The following is a 15,628-nucleotide window of genomic DNA, read 5'->3' on the forward strand; positions in this document are numbered from 1 at the left end:
AAGCAGTATCTGAAACAATTCAAACATGTTATCCAAAAGAACTATCATAGGACTGGTAGTCGGTAGTGTAATTATTGCAATAGGTGGATATTCTTTAATTTTACATATTGGTACAATCACTGTAAATGAAAATTATGTTGTAGCTGTTGGCGATTCAACTCACTATAAAATTCCTGCCCCTGCAAGTACGAGACAAACTATGACAATAATTGGTGATGCATTTGATCTTAAATTTTCTAGTCCTGCAGATGGTTTACAAATTCCAACTACTTCTTACAAAAAAGAGTTGAATTTAGATTGGACTCATTTGGCAGATGGTGAAACAGAGATATCAATTCAAAATACTGGAAATACTGATTTGACAATCACTGGAGTTCTAATCAGAAGTTCTGATCCATTATGGTTCACATATGATCTTATGGTAATTACATCTGGTATGGTAATCATTGGATTTAGTATGGGTTTTACACTAAGAAAACCAAAAGGATTTTAGCTTAGTTTGGCAGAAGGATAAGATCCTAAAACTTTCATAAACAGAGTATCATGTTTTATTTTTTCTAATATTTCTGAGATCTTTGAATCCTCTTTATGTCCTTCAAAATCTACATAGAAATTATATTCCCATGTGTTAGTTTTTGTTGGTCTGGATTCTATCTTTGTGAGATTGACATTATTTTTATGAAAATTCTCTATGATTCTAAATAGTGAGCCTGGTTCATGCTTTATGGAGAAAATTATCGATGTTTTATCATTGCCTGAAATGGGACTAGTTGTTTTTGACAAAATTAAAAATCGTGTATAATTATTTAGATTATTTGCAATATTGTTTGAAACAATTGGCATGTCATAAATTTCAGCTGCATCCTTACTTGCAATCCCAGCACAATTTTTATTTTTTAACTCTTTAACAATTTTTACACTGCCAGCAGTATCGTATGTTGGAATTGATTTCATATTGTGTTCTTCAATAAATTTTCTGCACTGACCTAAAGCTTGTGGATGCGAATAAACTGTATTGATTTCATCTAATTTTCCAATTCCAATCAAACAATGCTCTATTCTGTGATAAATCTCCCCTATAGCATTTAGATCTGTGGAATACAATAAATCATAACTTTCACCTACACTTCCTTCTATTGAATTCTCTACTGGTAAAATTGAATATTCTGTTTTATCTGTAGATGTATTCTCTAATACTCCGGCAAATGTCGATAGTGGAACAGTGTTGATTTCTTTGTTAAAAAATGCTCTTGCTGCAGCTTCACTGTATGCCCCTCGTTCACCTTGGAACGAAACCTGAATCATTTCTTACTCTCTCAATTTTATGAAATCGCTATTTCCAAAATCAGAAGAAAGTTTTCTCTCATCAATCCATGCACATTCAGTACATTTTATGGCATCGCGCATTGGAACAACTTTTCCACCGCATTTTCTACATTTTGTGAATAATATTCCTAAATCTGGCTCACTTATTGCTGCATGAATTGTACCGTTAAGATGATTCAGAATTTTTAATTTTACAATGTCATTTACAAGTGCAACATTTCTTATTCTCAAGTTTCGAGTTGAGCAAACACACTCAACTTTTGATGTGGTAGGTTTTCCATTAATGTAATCAATTGAAACTGCAATCATAGATGACATTACCGCTGCAACTGTCCCAATAATGATGTCACCTACTTGAGGAATTGATAGAAGTTTTGGATGCTTAATGTTTGCAATTCGTGTTTCTTTGTTGATGTCTTTTTCGCCGACAGTTGCTGCTCTAACCATGTCTCCATCATCAAAGGTGTTATGTCCTGCCTCATATTCTTCAATAGATGCTATTTTGTCACCTGGGAATGTTGCATTTTCAGACATGCTGAGATTTTTGTTTTTATGATTATAATTGTTTGTGGTCTGAAATTAGCTGGTAAATCATATATCTCCAAAACTCTCAAAAAAATCATGAAAGCCTTAGTCTATGATGAATATACTACTAATGATGATTTTTCTAAAATCTTAAAAATCAAAGATCTACCTATACCTAAACCAAAATCTAATGAAGTTATCATCAAAGTAAAATCAGCAGCACTAAACTATGATGATATTTGGGGTATGAGGGGAAAACCATTAGCAATCCCGTTACCTCACATTTCTGGAACAGATGCTTCAGGTGAAGTAGTGGAAATTGGTAAAGATGTGAAAAACATCAAAGTTGGTGATAGAGTAGTGTCTCATGGAAACATGTCATGTAGAGTTTGCAAAGCATGTACTGATGGACGTGAATATGATTGTAGAAAGAGAACTATTTGGGGTTTTGAAACAGGTCCTCTTTGGGGAGGGTATTGTGAATTTACTCATCTCCCAGAAGTCAATGTCGTAAAAATTCCAGAAGGAGTTTCTTATGATCAAGCAGCTGCTGCATCAATGACATTGCTGACATCATGGCATATGTTAGTTGGAAGAGCAAAAATTCACCCTGGACAATTAGTTCTGATTATGGGCGGTAGTTCAGGTGTTGGAAATTATGGGATTCAAATTGCAAAACTTTTTGGATGTACTGTAATTGCAACTGCAAGTCCTGACAAATTAGAACAATTACTAGAACTTGGAGCAGATTTTGCTGTAGATCATAGAAAAGAGGATTGGCATAAAGAAGTAAGATCAATTGCAAAAAAAATCCCAAAACAATTTGGTGATATACCTGGTATTGATGTAATCTTTGAACATATTGGTGGTAATCATTGGAATAAAGAATTAACACTACTGAATTATGGTGGAACCATTGTCACAACTGGTGCAACTACAGGATATGATGCAAAAACTGATCTACGTCATATTTTCTTTAAAGGAATAAACATTTTAGGCTCAACTCAAGGAACAAGGGCTGAATTAGAACAAGGTCTCTATTGGATGTCACAAGGAAAAATCAAATCCATAATTGATTCCGTATACTCTTTAGAAGATGCAGCAGAGGCTCACAAAAAAATGCTTACAGGTAAAGGACTGTTTGGAAAGATCATCATGAAACCAAATTCTGATTAAATATGTCTGATCCTAAAATAAATTCAATTTTAGATGAGGGAAACAGGCTATTCTTACATGGAAAATTAAAAGAAGCAATTATCTATTATGATAAAATTTTAAATGAAAATCCATTACATCTTAGCTCTCTTAACAATAAGGGATATGCACTAAGTAAACTAAAGGATTTTGAAAATGCTATGAAATGCTATGATTCTGCATTGGGAATTTACCCTGACGATCTTTCTGTATTAGTAAATAAAATCTCGTCATATCGTAAACTAGGACAATTTATTGAAGCATTATCTCTATGTGATAAAATTCTAAAAAATAATCCAAATTACAACATTGCACTATACCACAAAGAACGAATTTTATTTTCCATGGAAAAATTTAACGAATCCATATCTTGCTGTGATAGTATATTGAATGATTATCCAGAAAATGCTGATGTCTTATTTGATAAATCTTGTAGTCTTGTAATGCTCTCAAAAATAGATGAAGCACTTGATTTACTTGAAAGAGCAATTTCTAAGGGATTGCAATATAAAATAAAGGCAAAAAAATCAAAATCTTTTGCAAAGTTATCTGATAATACTAGATTCAAAAATTTGGTATTGTAATTACAACCAATGTGGAATTTCTAGATATTCTTCGATACTTTCATTTCGTAAAATTTTAAGAAGCGCATTTGCTTGAGGGGTTGATAAAACAGGCTTGTCAAACTGATTGTCTGTAGATATTCTCGGACAAGCAACTTGAACAAAAGCATCAATTCCTTTTAGATTTTGTAATCTATCATTTGTAATGTCAGTTAATCCAAATAACTGAACCTTCTTTCCTGCTTTTTCTAATTCTTTTTTGATTTTTAACGCAAAAACTTTGGATAACTGACCTTCTTTGAGTCCTACTATCACTCCAAATGTTTTAGCTTCAGCTGCTTTGTAAATCGCAAGTGATGCCTGCTTTTTTAATTTCTGAGCAAATTCTGTTATTTCTCTAACTTCATTAAAGTAGGGATCTAAAATGTATGTTGGCAAATTAGTAGATAATGCAATTCCTGCAGCATGAAAATTACTTTGACCTAAAAACACATACGCATCCACTTCTTTTTTTAGTTGTGATGCAGGATAAAATTCACAACCAAATACTTGACCGTCATTTAATTGTCCTTTACCTTTTCCAATTTTGACTTTGATTCCATTATCAGTTAAAATTTTTTCAACTTTATCAATTTGATGTAAATGTTGACTATCTGTAACTAACGAAATAGTTTTCCCTTTTAATATCTCTGGGCATTTTTTTGCAACACTATCAAATTCTACATCATCAAATGCATCAATTAAAACAAGGTTTTCTTCTAATGATTCTGTATTAATCGTATGTCCAATGTTGAACTGAATTTCTGCCCCAAGAACTTTGGAACCATTTGTATTTAGATCACATGTTCCCCATGTGGTATCAGCTAAAACATATGCGGGAATTCCAAATTTCTCTGATATTCTCATGGCAGTCTCTTGAACTTGAGGTAGAATCCCGTCTGGCCCATTTAAGGAGACTGATGCTGGATTCTTATTCTCAATTTCTTTGAAAATCCTTTCTTCATCTATAATGATCAATTCAGCTTGGAATGTGACTTTATTAATTTAAATCAACTGAACCATCCAACAACTAAAAATGTCTTTATTTTCAAAATGAGTTGTGGAAAAAGAAACTATTCTCAATATTGGTTTTGATGATACTGATTCACCTAAAGGAATGTGCACTACATTTCTAGCCTACAAAATTGTTGATTTACTCCAAAAAAATGAAAACAGAATTTCTTGATTTTCCAAGATTAATTCGATTTAATCCTAACATTCCATGGAAAACTAGAGGTAATGGTGCAGTGTCGATAAAAATTAAGACTAAAAATCCCTCTAATGTAAAAAAGGATGTAAAAAATCTTGTTTCAAAATACTCTGATGTTAAAAATGGAGCAAATCCTGGCTTGGTATTTTTTGAAAGTGACTCAATCCCATCTGATTTTATTGATTTTAGTAATTTAGCTTTATGGAGATTAATTAATAGAAATAATGCAAAAAAATTTGCTAAAAAAATAATCTTGATTTTTTCTACAAAGGAAATGGTCAGGGATTGGTAGGAGCAATTGGAGCAATTGGATATGATTTTCATGATCATACCTTAGAACTTTTGAGCTATAGAAAAAGATCAAAATTTGGAAAAGAAAGAAAAATTACCACTACAAGTGTAAAAGTTATGCAAGAAAAAACTTTTCCAAATACGTTTAATAGTTTTGATACAAAAAAAGGACGAATTCTAATTACTCCCCATGGACCTGATCCTGTTTTCTATGGTATTAGAGGAGAAAATGTTGATTCATTGCTTTATGCAACTAAGATTCTAAAAAGTGAAGAAAAATTAGATGGATACATGATATTCAAATCAAATCAGGGAACTGGAGATCATTTGAAAAATGAATTAAATTTTGAAAACATGTTTCCATATGCTTCAGGAAAAATCACTGGAATAGTGTCAAACAGTCCTAAAATTGTTAAAGGAGGACATGTTTTTTTCAAAATTAATTCAAATAATCATGAGTTTTGGTGTGCTGTTTACAAAGAAACAGGAATCACTACAATTGCTTCAAATTTAATTAAAGGTGATAAAATTTGTGTGGGTGGTGGAGTTCGAAAAGCATCAAAAAACTTTCCACGAATTATTAATCTTGAATTCATTGAAATTATTAGTCTCGAAAAAAACATTTCATTATCAAATCCATTTTGTCAAAAATGCAATAAAAAAATGAAATCTAAAGGCAAAAATCAAGGATTTCAATGTATACGTTGTGGCAGAAAAGCCATGAACAAAACTAGTAGTATAATTTCAAGAAAAATTAAAAAACAACTGTATATTCCAAAAATATCTGCACACCGACATCTTACAAGACCTTTACAAAGGAAAGATATTATCAATAAATCCACAAAATTTGATAAATCACTTTCATGGTTTTGTGTTTATAGAAACTAAGTAGCGGGGAGTAGATTTGAACTACTGAACTGCGGGTTATGAGCCCGCCGGGATGACCTAGCCCTAAATAGTCTGGCTTCCCCACCCCGCTGAACATAAATGAAGTTCAGCCGTATATACGCTTTATCAAATTCTTGAAAGTAATTAATAGGATTTGAAAAGATTACTTTTCTGTGGATAAAAAAATACAAATCATTGCAGTTGTTGGAGCTATAATATTTTCCGTATTGGTTTTAACATCTCCAAATGATCCTATTCCATTACCAAAACCCATTTCTAATTCTCAAAATGATTTTGTAACTATTCTAGCTGAAAATCTTGACAAACCACGTGCAATTGCAATTTCAGATAATAGAATTTTTGTTACCGAAAAGGATGGATTCATCAGAGTTATTGAAGATGGAAATCTATTAGAATCACCACTTGCTGCATTTCGTCCTGCAAATGTATTTGATGGAGGATTATTGGGAATCACACTTCATCCAAATTTTTCAAATAATCATTACATCTATGTATTTTTGACATATGAAGAAGATGGGAATTTGTGGAATAAAATTATGAGAATTACAGAATCTGAAAATAAATTACAAGACGCTGAAATAATTTTTGATAAAATTCCTGGTTCTTCTTTTACTAATGGTGGTTTTATAAAATTTGGACCTGATAGAAAATTATACGTTGGCACCGGAACAGTTTCAGATGCATCACACCTTCCACAGGAACTTGATTCTTTATCTGGAAAAATTTTAAGGCTAAATGATGATGGAACAATTCCTACTGATAATCCGTTTCCAGATTCACCAGTTTACTCTTTAGGACACAGAAATCCACAAGGAATGACATGGGATGATGATGGAAACATGTTTGTAGCAGAATTTGGACCTGAAAAAAATGATGAAATCAATATTATTCAAGCAGGAAAGAACTATGGTTGGCCTGAACAGGAATGCTCAGGAAATGAAAATTATGAAGATGCCATTTTGTGTTATGACCCTAGTATTGAGCCTGGAGGTATCTTGTTTTATTCTGGTGATAAGATTGATTTTGAGTTTCCATTTATTATGGCCTCAATGAGATCTGCAAATCTATACCAAGTAGACTTTGAGGACGGTCTAAGTTCACAAAAATCAATCCTTAGTGGTATTGGGCGAGTTCGTGATGTAGTTGAGGGCAATGATGGAAGTCTTTATGTAATTACTTCCAATACTGATGGCAAAGGTTTTCCAGATAGAATGGATGATAAATTATTGAGGATAGTAAAATAAAATGTCAGATTCATCAATTTCAAAATTATTTGAAAAAACAAGAAAAGAAAGACTAGAGATTGTAGCAAATTTTGCAAATCTATCTAGTGATGAAATTAAAATTTTACAAAGTGATAATGGAGGAATTTCTTTTGATAAAGCAGATAAAATGGTTGAAAATGCAATAGGTACATTTTCTTTACCTTTGGGAATTGCAACAAATTTCAAGATTAATGGTAAAGACTACATTGTTCCGATGGTTATTGAAGAGCCGTCAGTAATTGCGGCAGCTTCAAAAGGTGCAAAAGTTGCACGAATAAAAGGAGGGTTTGAAGTTTCAGCACTAGAATCTTACAGTATTGGTCAGATACAAGTTTTAGATGTTGATATTCCTACGGCAATCAAAGCAATTGAAAATTCTAAAAACAAAATTTTAGATTTGGCAAATTCTAAAAGTAACACTCTATCAAAAATGGGGAAAGGTGCCAAAGAGATTTCTTGTAAAGAAATTGATGCACCTTCAGGGAAAATGCTAATTGTTGAACTCTTAATTGATGTAGGTGATGCCATGGGGGCAAATGTTACAAATACCATGTGTGAGGCAGTTTCCCCATTAATTGAAAAGATATCTGGTGGTAGAGCACTACTTCGTATATTGTCAAATTATTCAACTAGAAGAATTGCAAAGGCAAAAGCAGTGTTTGAAAAAGAAGCAGTTGGAGGAGATGAAGTTGTTGATAACATTATCCTGGCCTTTGAATTTGCAGATAATGATGTGTATCGAGCAGTTACTCACAACAAAGGAATTATGAATGGAACAATTGCTGTTGCAAATGCTGTTGGCCAAGATAGTAGGGCCATAGAAGCTGCTGCAAACGCTTATGCTGCAGAATCTGGAAGATATCGCTCCCTTAGTAAGTGGAGTAAAGATGATGAAGGGAATTTAGTTGGAACTTTGGAAATTCCCCTCTCAGTTGGAATTGTTGGTGGAATTGCTAATGTTCATCCTGTAGCCAAAGTTTGCACAAAAGTTCTTGGAGTAAAAACTGCACAAGAACTTGCATGTGTGATGACTGCTACAGGATTGGCCCAAAATTACAGTGCTATTCGTGCTCTTGCAACTGAGGGAATTCAAAAAGGTCACATGCGTCTTCATGCTAGAAATCTGGCCGCAGCAGCAGGAGCTACTACTGAACAAATTGATGATATTGTTCAAAAAATGATTGAAGAAAAGAAAATTTCACTTGATAGGGCTAAAGAATTACTTGAGCAAATTTAAACATGCGATTATATAGCTAAAAAGTGAAAAAATTGAAAATGACTGATGTAAAATTTGCAATTCCCAAAGGGAGTTTAGAAGATGCAACTTTCAAATTATTAGAAAAATCTTGGACAAAAGTTAATCGAAAGAGTAGAACCTATAGGGTCTTCTTGGATGATCCGAGTATTATTGTAAAGATGCTTAGACCTCAAGAAATTCCAACTATGGTTGCAGAAGGATTGTATGATGTTGGGATTACTGGAAAGGATTGGGTAGGAGAAACAAATTCTGACGTTGAAGCTATTTTAGATTTAGAATATGGAAAAATTAAATTAGTAATTGCCTTTCCTGATCAATATCGTTATAAAAATCTCGATGATATGATTGCAGATTATGGAAAAAAGAAAAAAACACTTCGCATTTCATCAGAATACCTTACAACAGCTTCCAAATTTTTAAAACAATCAAAATCTTACAAAAAATATCATGGTACCAAAGATCCACTAATTGTAACACCGTGGGTAAGATTAGGGATAAACAAAAGTGTTCAAATTCATCTGTCTTTTGGTGCAACTGAAGCAAAACCACCTGAGGATGTTGATGCTATTATGGATGTTACTGAAACTGGAACTACATTAAAACAAAATAAACTCAAAATTGTTGATGAGGTTCTAACATCTACTGCACATTTGATTGTAAACAAAAAATCTCTAAAAGATCCCAAAAAACGTGAAAAAATATTTGATATTGTCACTCTCATGAGAGGTGCAGTTCATGGTAGAAAATATTTACACATTTACCTAAACGTAGAGGAAAAAAATCTCAAGAAACTTTTAGCAGAAATGCCTTCACTCAAAAAGCCCACTATTAGCCCATTAAGTGAAGAAGGATGGTTTGGAATAAACACAGTGATAAAAAAAGAAGAATTTCATAAACTAATTCCTAAACTCCGAAAGATTGCTCAAGGTCTTGTAGTTCACGAACCCCGCCAAATTCTTGAGCTTGAGGAGATCAAGCGTGACGAAGAAAATTGATGAGAATAATCAAAGTAACTAATATTGAAAAATTTGTATCTGAAATCCTTCCAAAACAGCCTCAAAAAAACAAGTCCATCGTTGAATCAATTCTAAAAAATGTAAAAAAAAATGGTGATAAAGCGATACGAAAATATGAAAAACAATTCAGTAACGCAACTGTCTCTTCATTTCGTTTATCTAAAGTTGAAATAAAAAATGCATACTCTAAGGTATCAAAATCCGAACTTGATGCATTACGATTAGCAAAAAGAAGATTAGAAAAAACTGAATCAACAATCAAGTCTCTCTTAAAAAACATAACAATTAACAATGATGGAATTAAAATCATCAAAAAATTTATTCCAAATCAAAGTATTGGTTGCTACATCCCAGGAGGTTTGGCCAGATATCCCAGTTCTGCCATTATGTCGATAATTCCAGCAAAGGTTGCAGGAGTTCCTAAAATTGTAGTGGTATCTCCACCAAACTCTGATGGTAAAATTGATCCATTGACAGTTGTTGCTGCAGATATTTGTGGTGCAGATGAAATTTACAAAACAGGTGGTGTTCAAGCAATTGCCGCGTTATCTTTTGGAACAAAAACAATTCCTAAAGTTGATAAAATAGTTGGTCCTGGAGGTGCCTTTGTAACTACTGCAAAATCTCTGGTTAGTGAACAAATCGGAATTGATATGCTAGCAGGCCCTACTGAATTGGGAATTATTGCAGATAGTTCTGCAAATTCAAAATTTATTGCATTGGATTTGATTTCACAAGCAGAACATAGCAGTGATACTTTTTGCTATCTTATTACCACTTCAGAAAAACTTGCAAAGTCTGTAAATACTGTAATTTCTGATTTATTACCAAAAATTCAAAGAGCCAATTTTGTAAAAGCAAGTCTAAAAAATAATGGATTTATTGCAATTTGTAAAACACAATCTGATGTTGTCAAACTTGCAAATATCTTATCACCTGAACATTTGCAAGTAATGACAAAAAATCCTGAATCAATTTCCTCAAAATTAACCACTTCTGGTCTTATTCTACTTGGACATGATACTCCATCTTCTGCTAGTGACTATGTTTTAGGCTCTAATCATATCCTTCCTACTAACGGATTTGGAAAAATTCGAGGGTCACTTTCAGTTTTGGATTTTATCAAAATAAGTACTCAGGTGAAATGCTCAAAATCATCATTGATAAAACTTTCAAAACATCTACAAGTTCTAACAACATCAGAAGGTCTGTTCAATCATTATGAATCAGTTAGAGGTAGATTGCAATGAAAAAAAATTGGTTTGATGAAAAAATCAAAAAATATTCTTTAATTGGAGGATATAAAAAACCTGAACTACTCAAAGATGCTGTAAAACTTGATTCAAATGAAAATTATGTGATTCCAAAACAATTTCAAAATGACATACTGTTATCAGCTAAAAAAAATTCTGATGTGAGAGAATACCCATTGGGAGGGGTAGAAAGATTAATTGACATGATATCTAAGTTCATAAAAATTCCTTCTTCAATGATAGGGATAGGAAATGGCTCTGATCAAATTTTAGATTTGATACTTTCAAACTTTGCATCAAAAGATACCAAAGTCCTTACATCCAACCCTACATTTGGATTTTTTGAAGAACGCTGCAAACTATATTCAATTCCGATGATGGCTATCCCCTTTTCAGATAATATGGAACTAGACATAAAAGATTTCATTCAACAATCAAAAGATGCGGATATTCTTTATCTTGATTCCCCAAACAATCCAACTGGATTTCAATTTCCAAAAACTGGATTACAAAAACTCATCAAATCTTTTGACGGTCTTGTAATAATTGATGAGGCATATGGAGAATTTAGTGATTACTCTCTTGCCAATATGGTAAAAACTCATGAAAATTTAATTGTTGTTCAGACACTATCAAAATCATTTGGTTTGGCAGGACTTAGATTGGGATATTTTATTGCAAATAAGAAATTCACTGATACTTTTATGAGTGTACTTCAATATCCCTACCCTCTAAGTACTATTACTATAGAATCTGGAATTTTAGCTTTAGAAAAATCAAATCTAATGAATGATGCAGTACAGAACATCAAAACTGAAAGAAAGAGAATAATTGAAAATCTCCATAAATATGATTCCTTTGAAGTCTTTGATTCCAAGGCCAATTTTGTGCTTTTTGATGCTCATGGCTCATACAAACGAGTATTTACTGCACTTGCAGAACAAGGCATCTCAATTCGTAAATTAGGAAAAATTGGCAATCATGAAGGATGTCTTAGAGTTTCAATAGGTACTAAAGAGATGAATTCAAAGTTCTTACTTGCAATCCGTGATTTATTGGGATGACTTTAACAAAAAAATCTGATGGGGTTTACATTGATGAAGCAAGTATTGATGTATTAGATGAAATAGATGCTGTGATATTTGATTGTGATGGTGTGTTAATTGACATCACAAAATCATATGATTTGGCAATAATTAAAACTACGAAATACATTCTAGAAACTTTTGCAAAAATAAATAACACTATAGATGTTAATTTTCAAATAATTGATGGATTCAAATCTTCTGGTGGATTCAATGATGAAGTTGATCTCACATACGCTGCAATAATTTCTCTCTTTGCAGCAAACAAATTACAAAAAGATCCCTCTACTTTTATTTTTGATGTGATAAAAAATTCTGATTCTACAGGTATTGAGTCTGTAGAAAAATATATTGAAAATCTAACTGATATATCTGAAATCAAAAATCAATTATCATACCCTGGTTCACATCATGAAAATATTTTATATCAAAATTTTGATCAAATTTTTTATGGTCCTGGATTATATGAGAAATTATTTAGAAAGCCATCTAAATTTAGTGCTCCTGGCTTAATTGAACAAGATGATGTGATTTTAAATGACTCATTACTTGAAAAATTACAAAATAAATTTGATTCAAAAATTGCAATGGTTACTGGTAGGGGAAAAGAATCTGTTAGATACTCATTAAAGGAATTATTGCAGAAATTTAATTTAAAAAATTCTATATTTCTTGAAGATGAATCACGAGATTTAGCAAAACCCAATCCTAAATCTCTCTTAGATGCAATTAGTGGTATGAGTAGTGCTAGCACATTATATGTAGGAGATTCAATGGAGGATTTTATCATGGCAAAGAAATCCACTGATTTAGGACACAAAACTATTTTTTGTGGAATTATAGGTACAAGTAAAAATCCTCAAGAAAAACTTGAGTTATTTGAGAGAAATGGTGCTATATTGGCGTTGGACTCAATTAACTTGCTTCCAAAGGTATTAAATTTAGAATAAAACAAATTCTATAGTCTGAGAGAAATATGGCCCCCAGAAAAGCATCAATCAATCGAAATACCAAGGAAACTAACGTTCAAGTATCTGTAAATATTGATGGATTTGGAAAAACAAACATCAAAACTGGTATTAATTTTCTTGATCATCTAATTGTATCTTTTGGAAAACATGGTATGATGGATTTAAAAATTAATGCCAAATCCAACGATGGGATTGAGCACCATCTAATTGAAGATACTGCAATTACACTGGGACAAGCAATTGACAAAGCATTAGGATCTCGAGTCGGAATAACTAGATTTAGCTATGCCTCAGTTCCCATGGATGAATCTCTATCTGAAGCATCTATTGATTTGATAAAGCGTCCCTTTTGGAAATCAACTCTATTAATCAAACGAAATAAAATTGAAGATGTCTCAAAAGAAGATCTTGAACATTTTTTCCAATCATTACTGCAAAATCTGAATAGTTGTATTCATCTTACTGTAAAATATGGGGATAATGATCACCACAAAGTTGAAGCTGCCATTAAATCACTTGCTGTTGCATTTAGAAATGCATCTACAAAAGACAAAAAACAAAAAGGAATTCCAAGTACTAAAGGTTCAATGTAATGGTCAGAGTAGCAATTTTTGATTATGGAGCTGGAAATATTTTCAGCCTAAAAAATTCTTTAGAAAAATCAGGAGCAACAGTAAATGTAATTACAAATTTTGATGAACCTAACAATTATTCCGGTTTATTGCTTCCGGGTGTAGGAAACTTTGATCCTGCTATTAACAGTATTCGAAATTATTCTAAAACTGAATTCAAAGATTATGTGGGGGATATGCCTGTACTTGGAATTTGCCTTGGAATGGAAATGTTTTTTGAAAAGAGTGAAGAAGGAAAAGAAAAGGGATTGAATGTCATTAATGGTGAAGTAATTGTATTACCTCCATCTCTAAAAGTTCCTCATATGGGTTGGAATGATCTTGAAATAAAAAGACCCGGAAAGATCCTTGAGGGTGTTGATGATGGTTCATGGGTTTACTTTGTACACTCTTACAGAGTAAAACCTAATTCTGATAGTGTAATCACTGCAGTCTCTGATTATGGAATTAAAGTTCCAGCAGTAGTTGAGCAAGACAATTTTATTGGAACTCAATTCCACCCTGAAAAATCAAGTTCTGTTGGAAAAATAATGATTGAGAATTTTCTTGATGTGTGTAAAAAATGAAAATTATTCCTGCAATTGATTTAATGGATGGGCAAGTAGTTCGACTTTACAAGGGTGATCCAAAACAAAAAACTGTGTATAGTGATGACCCAATAGAAATTGCAAAAAAATGGGAAGTCAATGGTGCTGATATGCTGCACATCGTTGATTTGGATGCAACTTTAGGGTTGGGATCGAACATTCCGATTATTAAGAAAATTCTAGAACATATTACAATACCTGTTGAAGTTGCTGGAGGTTTAAGAGATGAATCATTAATTTTAGATCTGATCAAAATATGTGATAGGGTCGTAATTGGTACTTTGGCATTTAAAGACAAAAAATTACTCAAAAAATTACTTTTATCTTTAGGTCCTGAAAAAATTGTAATCTCGGTTGATCACAAAGATGGTGAAATAGTAATTCATGGATGGCAAGATAAGACTGAAATAAAATTAATTGATTCTATCAAAGAATTTCTTGATATGGGTTTTACAGAATTTTTATTGACAAATATAACTCGTGATGGAACTATGGAGGGTCCAGACTTGGTATTTTTAGAACAGGCTTGTAATCTTGAAAAAACAAATATTATTGCAAGTGGTGGGATATCAAATGTTAATGATGTTAAAGATGTTAAAGAAAAAAACCCCTATGGTGTAATACTTGGAAAAGCTCTTTATGAAAATAAGATTACAATAGAAGGGGCAAAGAAAATAAAATGACTCTAACAAAGAGGATCATTCCTTGTCTTGATATAAAAGATGGTAGAGTAGTAAAAGGACTCAATTTCGAATCAATAAAAGATGCCGGTGATCCTGTTGAATTGGCAGCAAAGTATAGTGATGAAGGTGCTGATGAATTAGTATTTTTAGATATTACTGCCTCAGATGAAAAAAGAGAAACAATCAAAGATTTAGTTAGAAAAGTTGCATCAGTCATTGATATTCCATTTACTGTAGGGGGTGGTGTGAATTCCTTAGAGGACGCACGAAATATTTTACTTAATGGTGCTGACAAGGTGGGTGTTAATACGGGTGCAATAAAAAATCCTCAACTTGTAACTGAACTAATGGAATTATTTGGTCGTCAATGTGTAGTAGTTGCAATTGATGCTAAAAAAAATTTTACTATTAAAGAAAATGTAACCATTTTTTCTGAAGATGATAGAAAATTTTGGTTTGAAGTTTTTATTTATGGTGGAAAAAAAGGCACTGGAATTGATGCAATTCATTGGGCAAAAAAAGTAGATCATCTGGGTGCTGGTGAAATCCTCCTTACTAGTATTGACAAAGACGGCACAAAAGATGGTTATGATATTTTACTTACAAAATCAATCGTGGATTCTGTATCAATACCTGTAATTGCTTCTGGTGGTTGTGGAAAACCAGATGATGTGGTTGATGTATTTAAAAAAACAAATGTAGATGCTGCTTTGGCAGCTTCTATTTTTCACTATGAAACTCATGGGGTAGAGGGTGTGAAAGTATTTCTAAAAGAAAAAGACATTCCTGTAAGGTTATAAAACCAATTTTTGTTTAACAAA

The 15,628-nt window shown here is 32.4% G+C and carries 17 protein-coding genes, 1 tRNA gene and 1 pseudogene; 15 read left to right on the forward strand and 4 right to left on the reverse strand.

The genetic code is table 11. The annotated features are described in order from the left end of the window. Positions 1-25 precede the first annotated feature (25 nt). Positions 26-493 carry a hypothetical protein gene (locus NADRNF5_RS01570; RefSeq protein ID WP_048114966.1) on the forward strand — a complete coding sequence of 156 codons (468 nt, stop codon included), beginning with the start codon at positions 26-28 and terminating at the stop codon, positions 491-493. On the opposite strand, the gene pheA is transcribed toward NADRNF5_RS01570, so the two are convergent. After that, positions 490-1,305: a prephenate dehydratase gene (gene pheA, locus NADRNF5_RS01575; RefSeq protein WP_048114968.1), complete on the reverse strand. Its 816-nt coding sequence runs from the start codon at positions 1,303-1,305 to the stop codon at positions 490-492. The two genes, NADRNF5_RS01570 and pheA, sit on opposite strands and share 4 nt — an antisense overlap. A gap of 3 nt (positions 1,306-1,308) precedes the next feature. Next, positions 1,309-1,860: an exosome complex RNA-binding protein Csl4 gene (locus NADRNF5_RS01580; protein WP_048114974.1), complete on the reverse strand. Its 552-nt coding sequence runs from the start codon at positions 1,858-1,860 to the stop codon at positions 1,309-1,311. An 87-nt stretch (positions 1,861-1,947) separates the two neighbouring features. Between NADRNF5_RS01580 and NADRNF5_RS01585 the strand changes: the two genes are divergently transcribed. Further along, complete coding sequence (locus tag NADRNF5_RS01585) at positions 1,948-3,027, forward strand: zinc-binding dehydrogenase (protein WP_048118751.1); 1,080 nt, start codon at positions 1,948-1,950, stop codon at positions 3,025-3,027. A gap of 2 nt (positions 3,028-3,029) precedes the next feature. Then, positions 3,030-3,629 (forward strand): tetratricopeptide repeat protein, encoded by a 600-nt coding sequence (locus NADRNF5_RS01590; protein ID WP_048114982.1) that lies wholly within the window; start codon positions 3,030-3,032, stop codon positions 3,627-3,629. Here NADRNF5_RS01590 and dph2 read toward each other — a convergent pair whose 3' ends face one another. After that, positions 3,630-4,625, reverse strand: coding sequence for a diphthamide biosynthesis enzyme Dph2 (dph2, locus tag NADRNF5_RS01595; RefSeq protein ID WP_048114984.1), 996 nt, complete (start codon positions 4,623-4,625; stop codon positions 3,630-3,632). A gap of 139 nt (positions 4,626-4,764) precedes the next feature. Between dph2 and NADRNF5_RS11515 the strand changes: the two are divergent. Both NADRNF5_RS11515 and NADRNF5_RS01600 read left to right on the forward strand, forming a co-directional pair. Beyond that, positions 4,765-5,149 (forward strand): annotated as a pseudogene (locus NADRNF5_RS11515) (hypothetical protein). Next, entirely contained in the window at positions 5,143-6,036 is an 894-nt protein-coding gene (locus tag NADRNF5_RS01600; RefSeq protein ID WP_237089309.1) for a TiaS agmantine-binding domain-containing protein, read from the forward strand. Before NADRNF5_RS11515 ends, NADRNF5_RS01600 begins: the two are co-directional and overlap by 7 nt. A gap of 1 nt (position 6,037) precedes the next feature. On the opposite strand, the gene NADRNF5_RS11005 is transcribed toward NADRNF5_RS01600, so the two are convergent. Continuing rightward, a tRNA-Met gene (locus tag NADRNF5_RS11005) sits at positions 6,038-6,127 on the reverse strand. An 82-nt stretch (positions 6,128-6,209) separates the two neighbouring features. Between NADRNF5_RS11005 and NADRNF5_RS01605 the strand changes: the two genes are divergently transcribed. The 10 genes from NADRNF5_RS01605 to hisF are packed head-to-tail and all read left to right on the forward strand — an operon-like array spanning position 6,210 to position 15,607. After that, positions 6,210-7,301 (forward strand): PQQ-dependent sugar dehydrogenase, encoded by a 1,092-nt coding sequence (locus NADRNF5_RS01605; protein WP_048114985.1) that lies wholly within the window; start codon positions 6,210-6,212, stop codon positions 7,299-7,301. A gap of 1 nt (position 7,302) precedes the next feature. Next, on the forward strand, positions 7,303-8,559 hold the full coding sequence (locus NADRNF5_RS01610) for a hydroxymethylglutaryl-CoA reductase, degradative (RefSeq protein WP_048114987.1): 1,257 nt from the start codon (positions 7,303-7,305) through the stop codon (positions 8,557-8,559). A gap of 38 nt (positions 8,560-8,597) precedes the next feature. Next, complete coding sequence (hisG, locus tag NADRNF5_RS01615) at positions 8,598-9,575, forward strand: ATP phosphoribosyltransferase (protein WP_048114989.1); 978 nt, start codon at positions 8,598-8,600, stop codon at positions 9,573-9,575. After that, complete coding sequence (gene hisD, locus NADRNF5_RS01620; protein WP_048114991.1) at positions 9,575-10,846, forward strand: histidinol dehydrogenase; 1,272 nt, start codon at positions 9,575-9,577, stop codon at positions 10,844-10,846. The genes hisG and hisD overlap by 1 nt, the downstream gene beginning before the upstream one ends. Further along, complete coding sequence (gene hisC / locus NADRNF5_RS01625; RefSeq protein ID WP_048114993.1) at positions 10,843-11,913, forward strand: histidinol-phosphate transaminase; 1,071 nt, start codon at positions 10,843-10,845, stop codon at positions 11,911-11,913. The genes hisD and hisC overlap by 4 nt, the downstream gene beginning before the upstream one ends. Further along, the gene (locus tag NADRNF5_RS01630; protein WP_048114995.1) at positions 11,910-12,884 is read left to right on the forward strand and encodes an HAD family hydrolase; all 975 of its coding nucleotides are present in this window, start codon (positions 11,910-11,912) and stop codon (positions 12,882-12,884) included. Before hisC ends, NADRNF5_RS01630 begins: the two co-directional genes overlap by 4 nt. Positions 12,885-12,910: 26 nt before the next feature. Then, a complete protein-coding gene (hisB, locus tag NADRNF5_RS01635) occupies positions 12,911-13,498 on the forward strand; it encodes an imidazoleglycerol-phosphate dehydratase HisB (RefSeq protein WP_048114997.1) in 588 nt (195 codons plus the stop codon). Beyond that, complete coding sequence (hisH, locus tag NADRNF5_RS01640) at positions 13,498-14,103, forward strand: imidazole glycerol phosphate synthase subunit HisH (protein WP_048114998.1); 606 nt, start codon at positions 13,498-13,500, stop codon at positions 14,101-14,103. The genes hisB and hisH overlap by 1 nt, the downstream gene beginning before the upstream one ends. Further along, positions 14,100-14,807, forward strand: coding sequence for a 1-(5-phosphoribosyl)-5-[(5-phosphoribosylamino)methylideneamino]imidazole-4-carboxamide isomerase (hisA, locus tag NADRNF5_RS01645; RefSeq protein ID WP_048115000.1), 708 nt, complete (start codon positions 14,100-14,102; stop codon positions 14,805-14,807). The genes hisH and hisA overlap by 4 nt, the downstream gene beginning before the upstream one ends. After that, positions 14,804-15,607 carry an imidazole glycerol phosphate synthase subunit HisF gene (gene hisF / locus NADRNF5_RS01650; protein WP_048115002.1) on the forward strand — a complete coding sequence of 268 codons (804 nt, stop codon included), beginning with the start codon at positions 14,804-14,806 and terminating at the stop codon, positions 15,605-15,607. The genes hisA and hisF overlap by 4 nt, the downstream gene beginning before the upstream one ends. Positions 15,608-15,628: the final 21 nt, after the last annotated feature.

The sequence above is a fragment of the Nitrosopumilus adriaticus genome (assembly GCF_000956175.1).
GTDB classification, from domain to species: domain Archaea; phylum Thermoproteota; class Nitrososphaeria; order Nitrososphaerales; family Nitrosopumilaceae; genus Nitrosopumilus; species Nitrosopumilus adriaticus.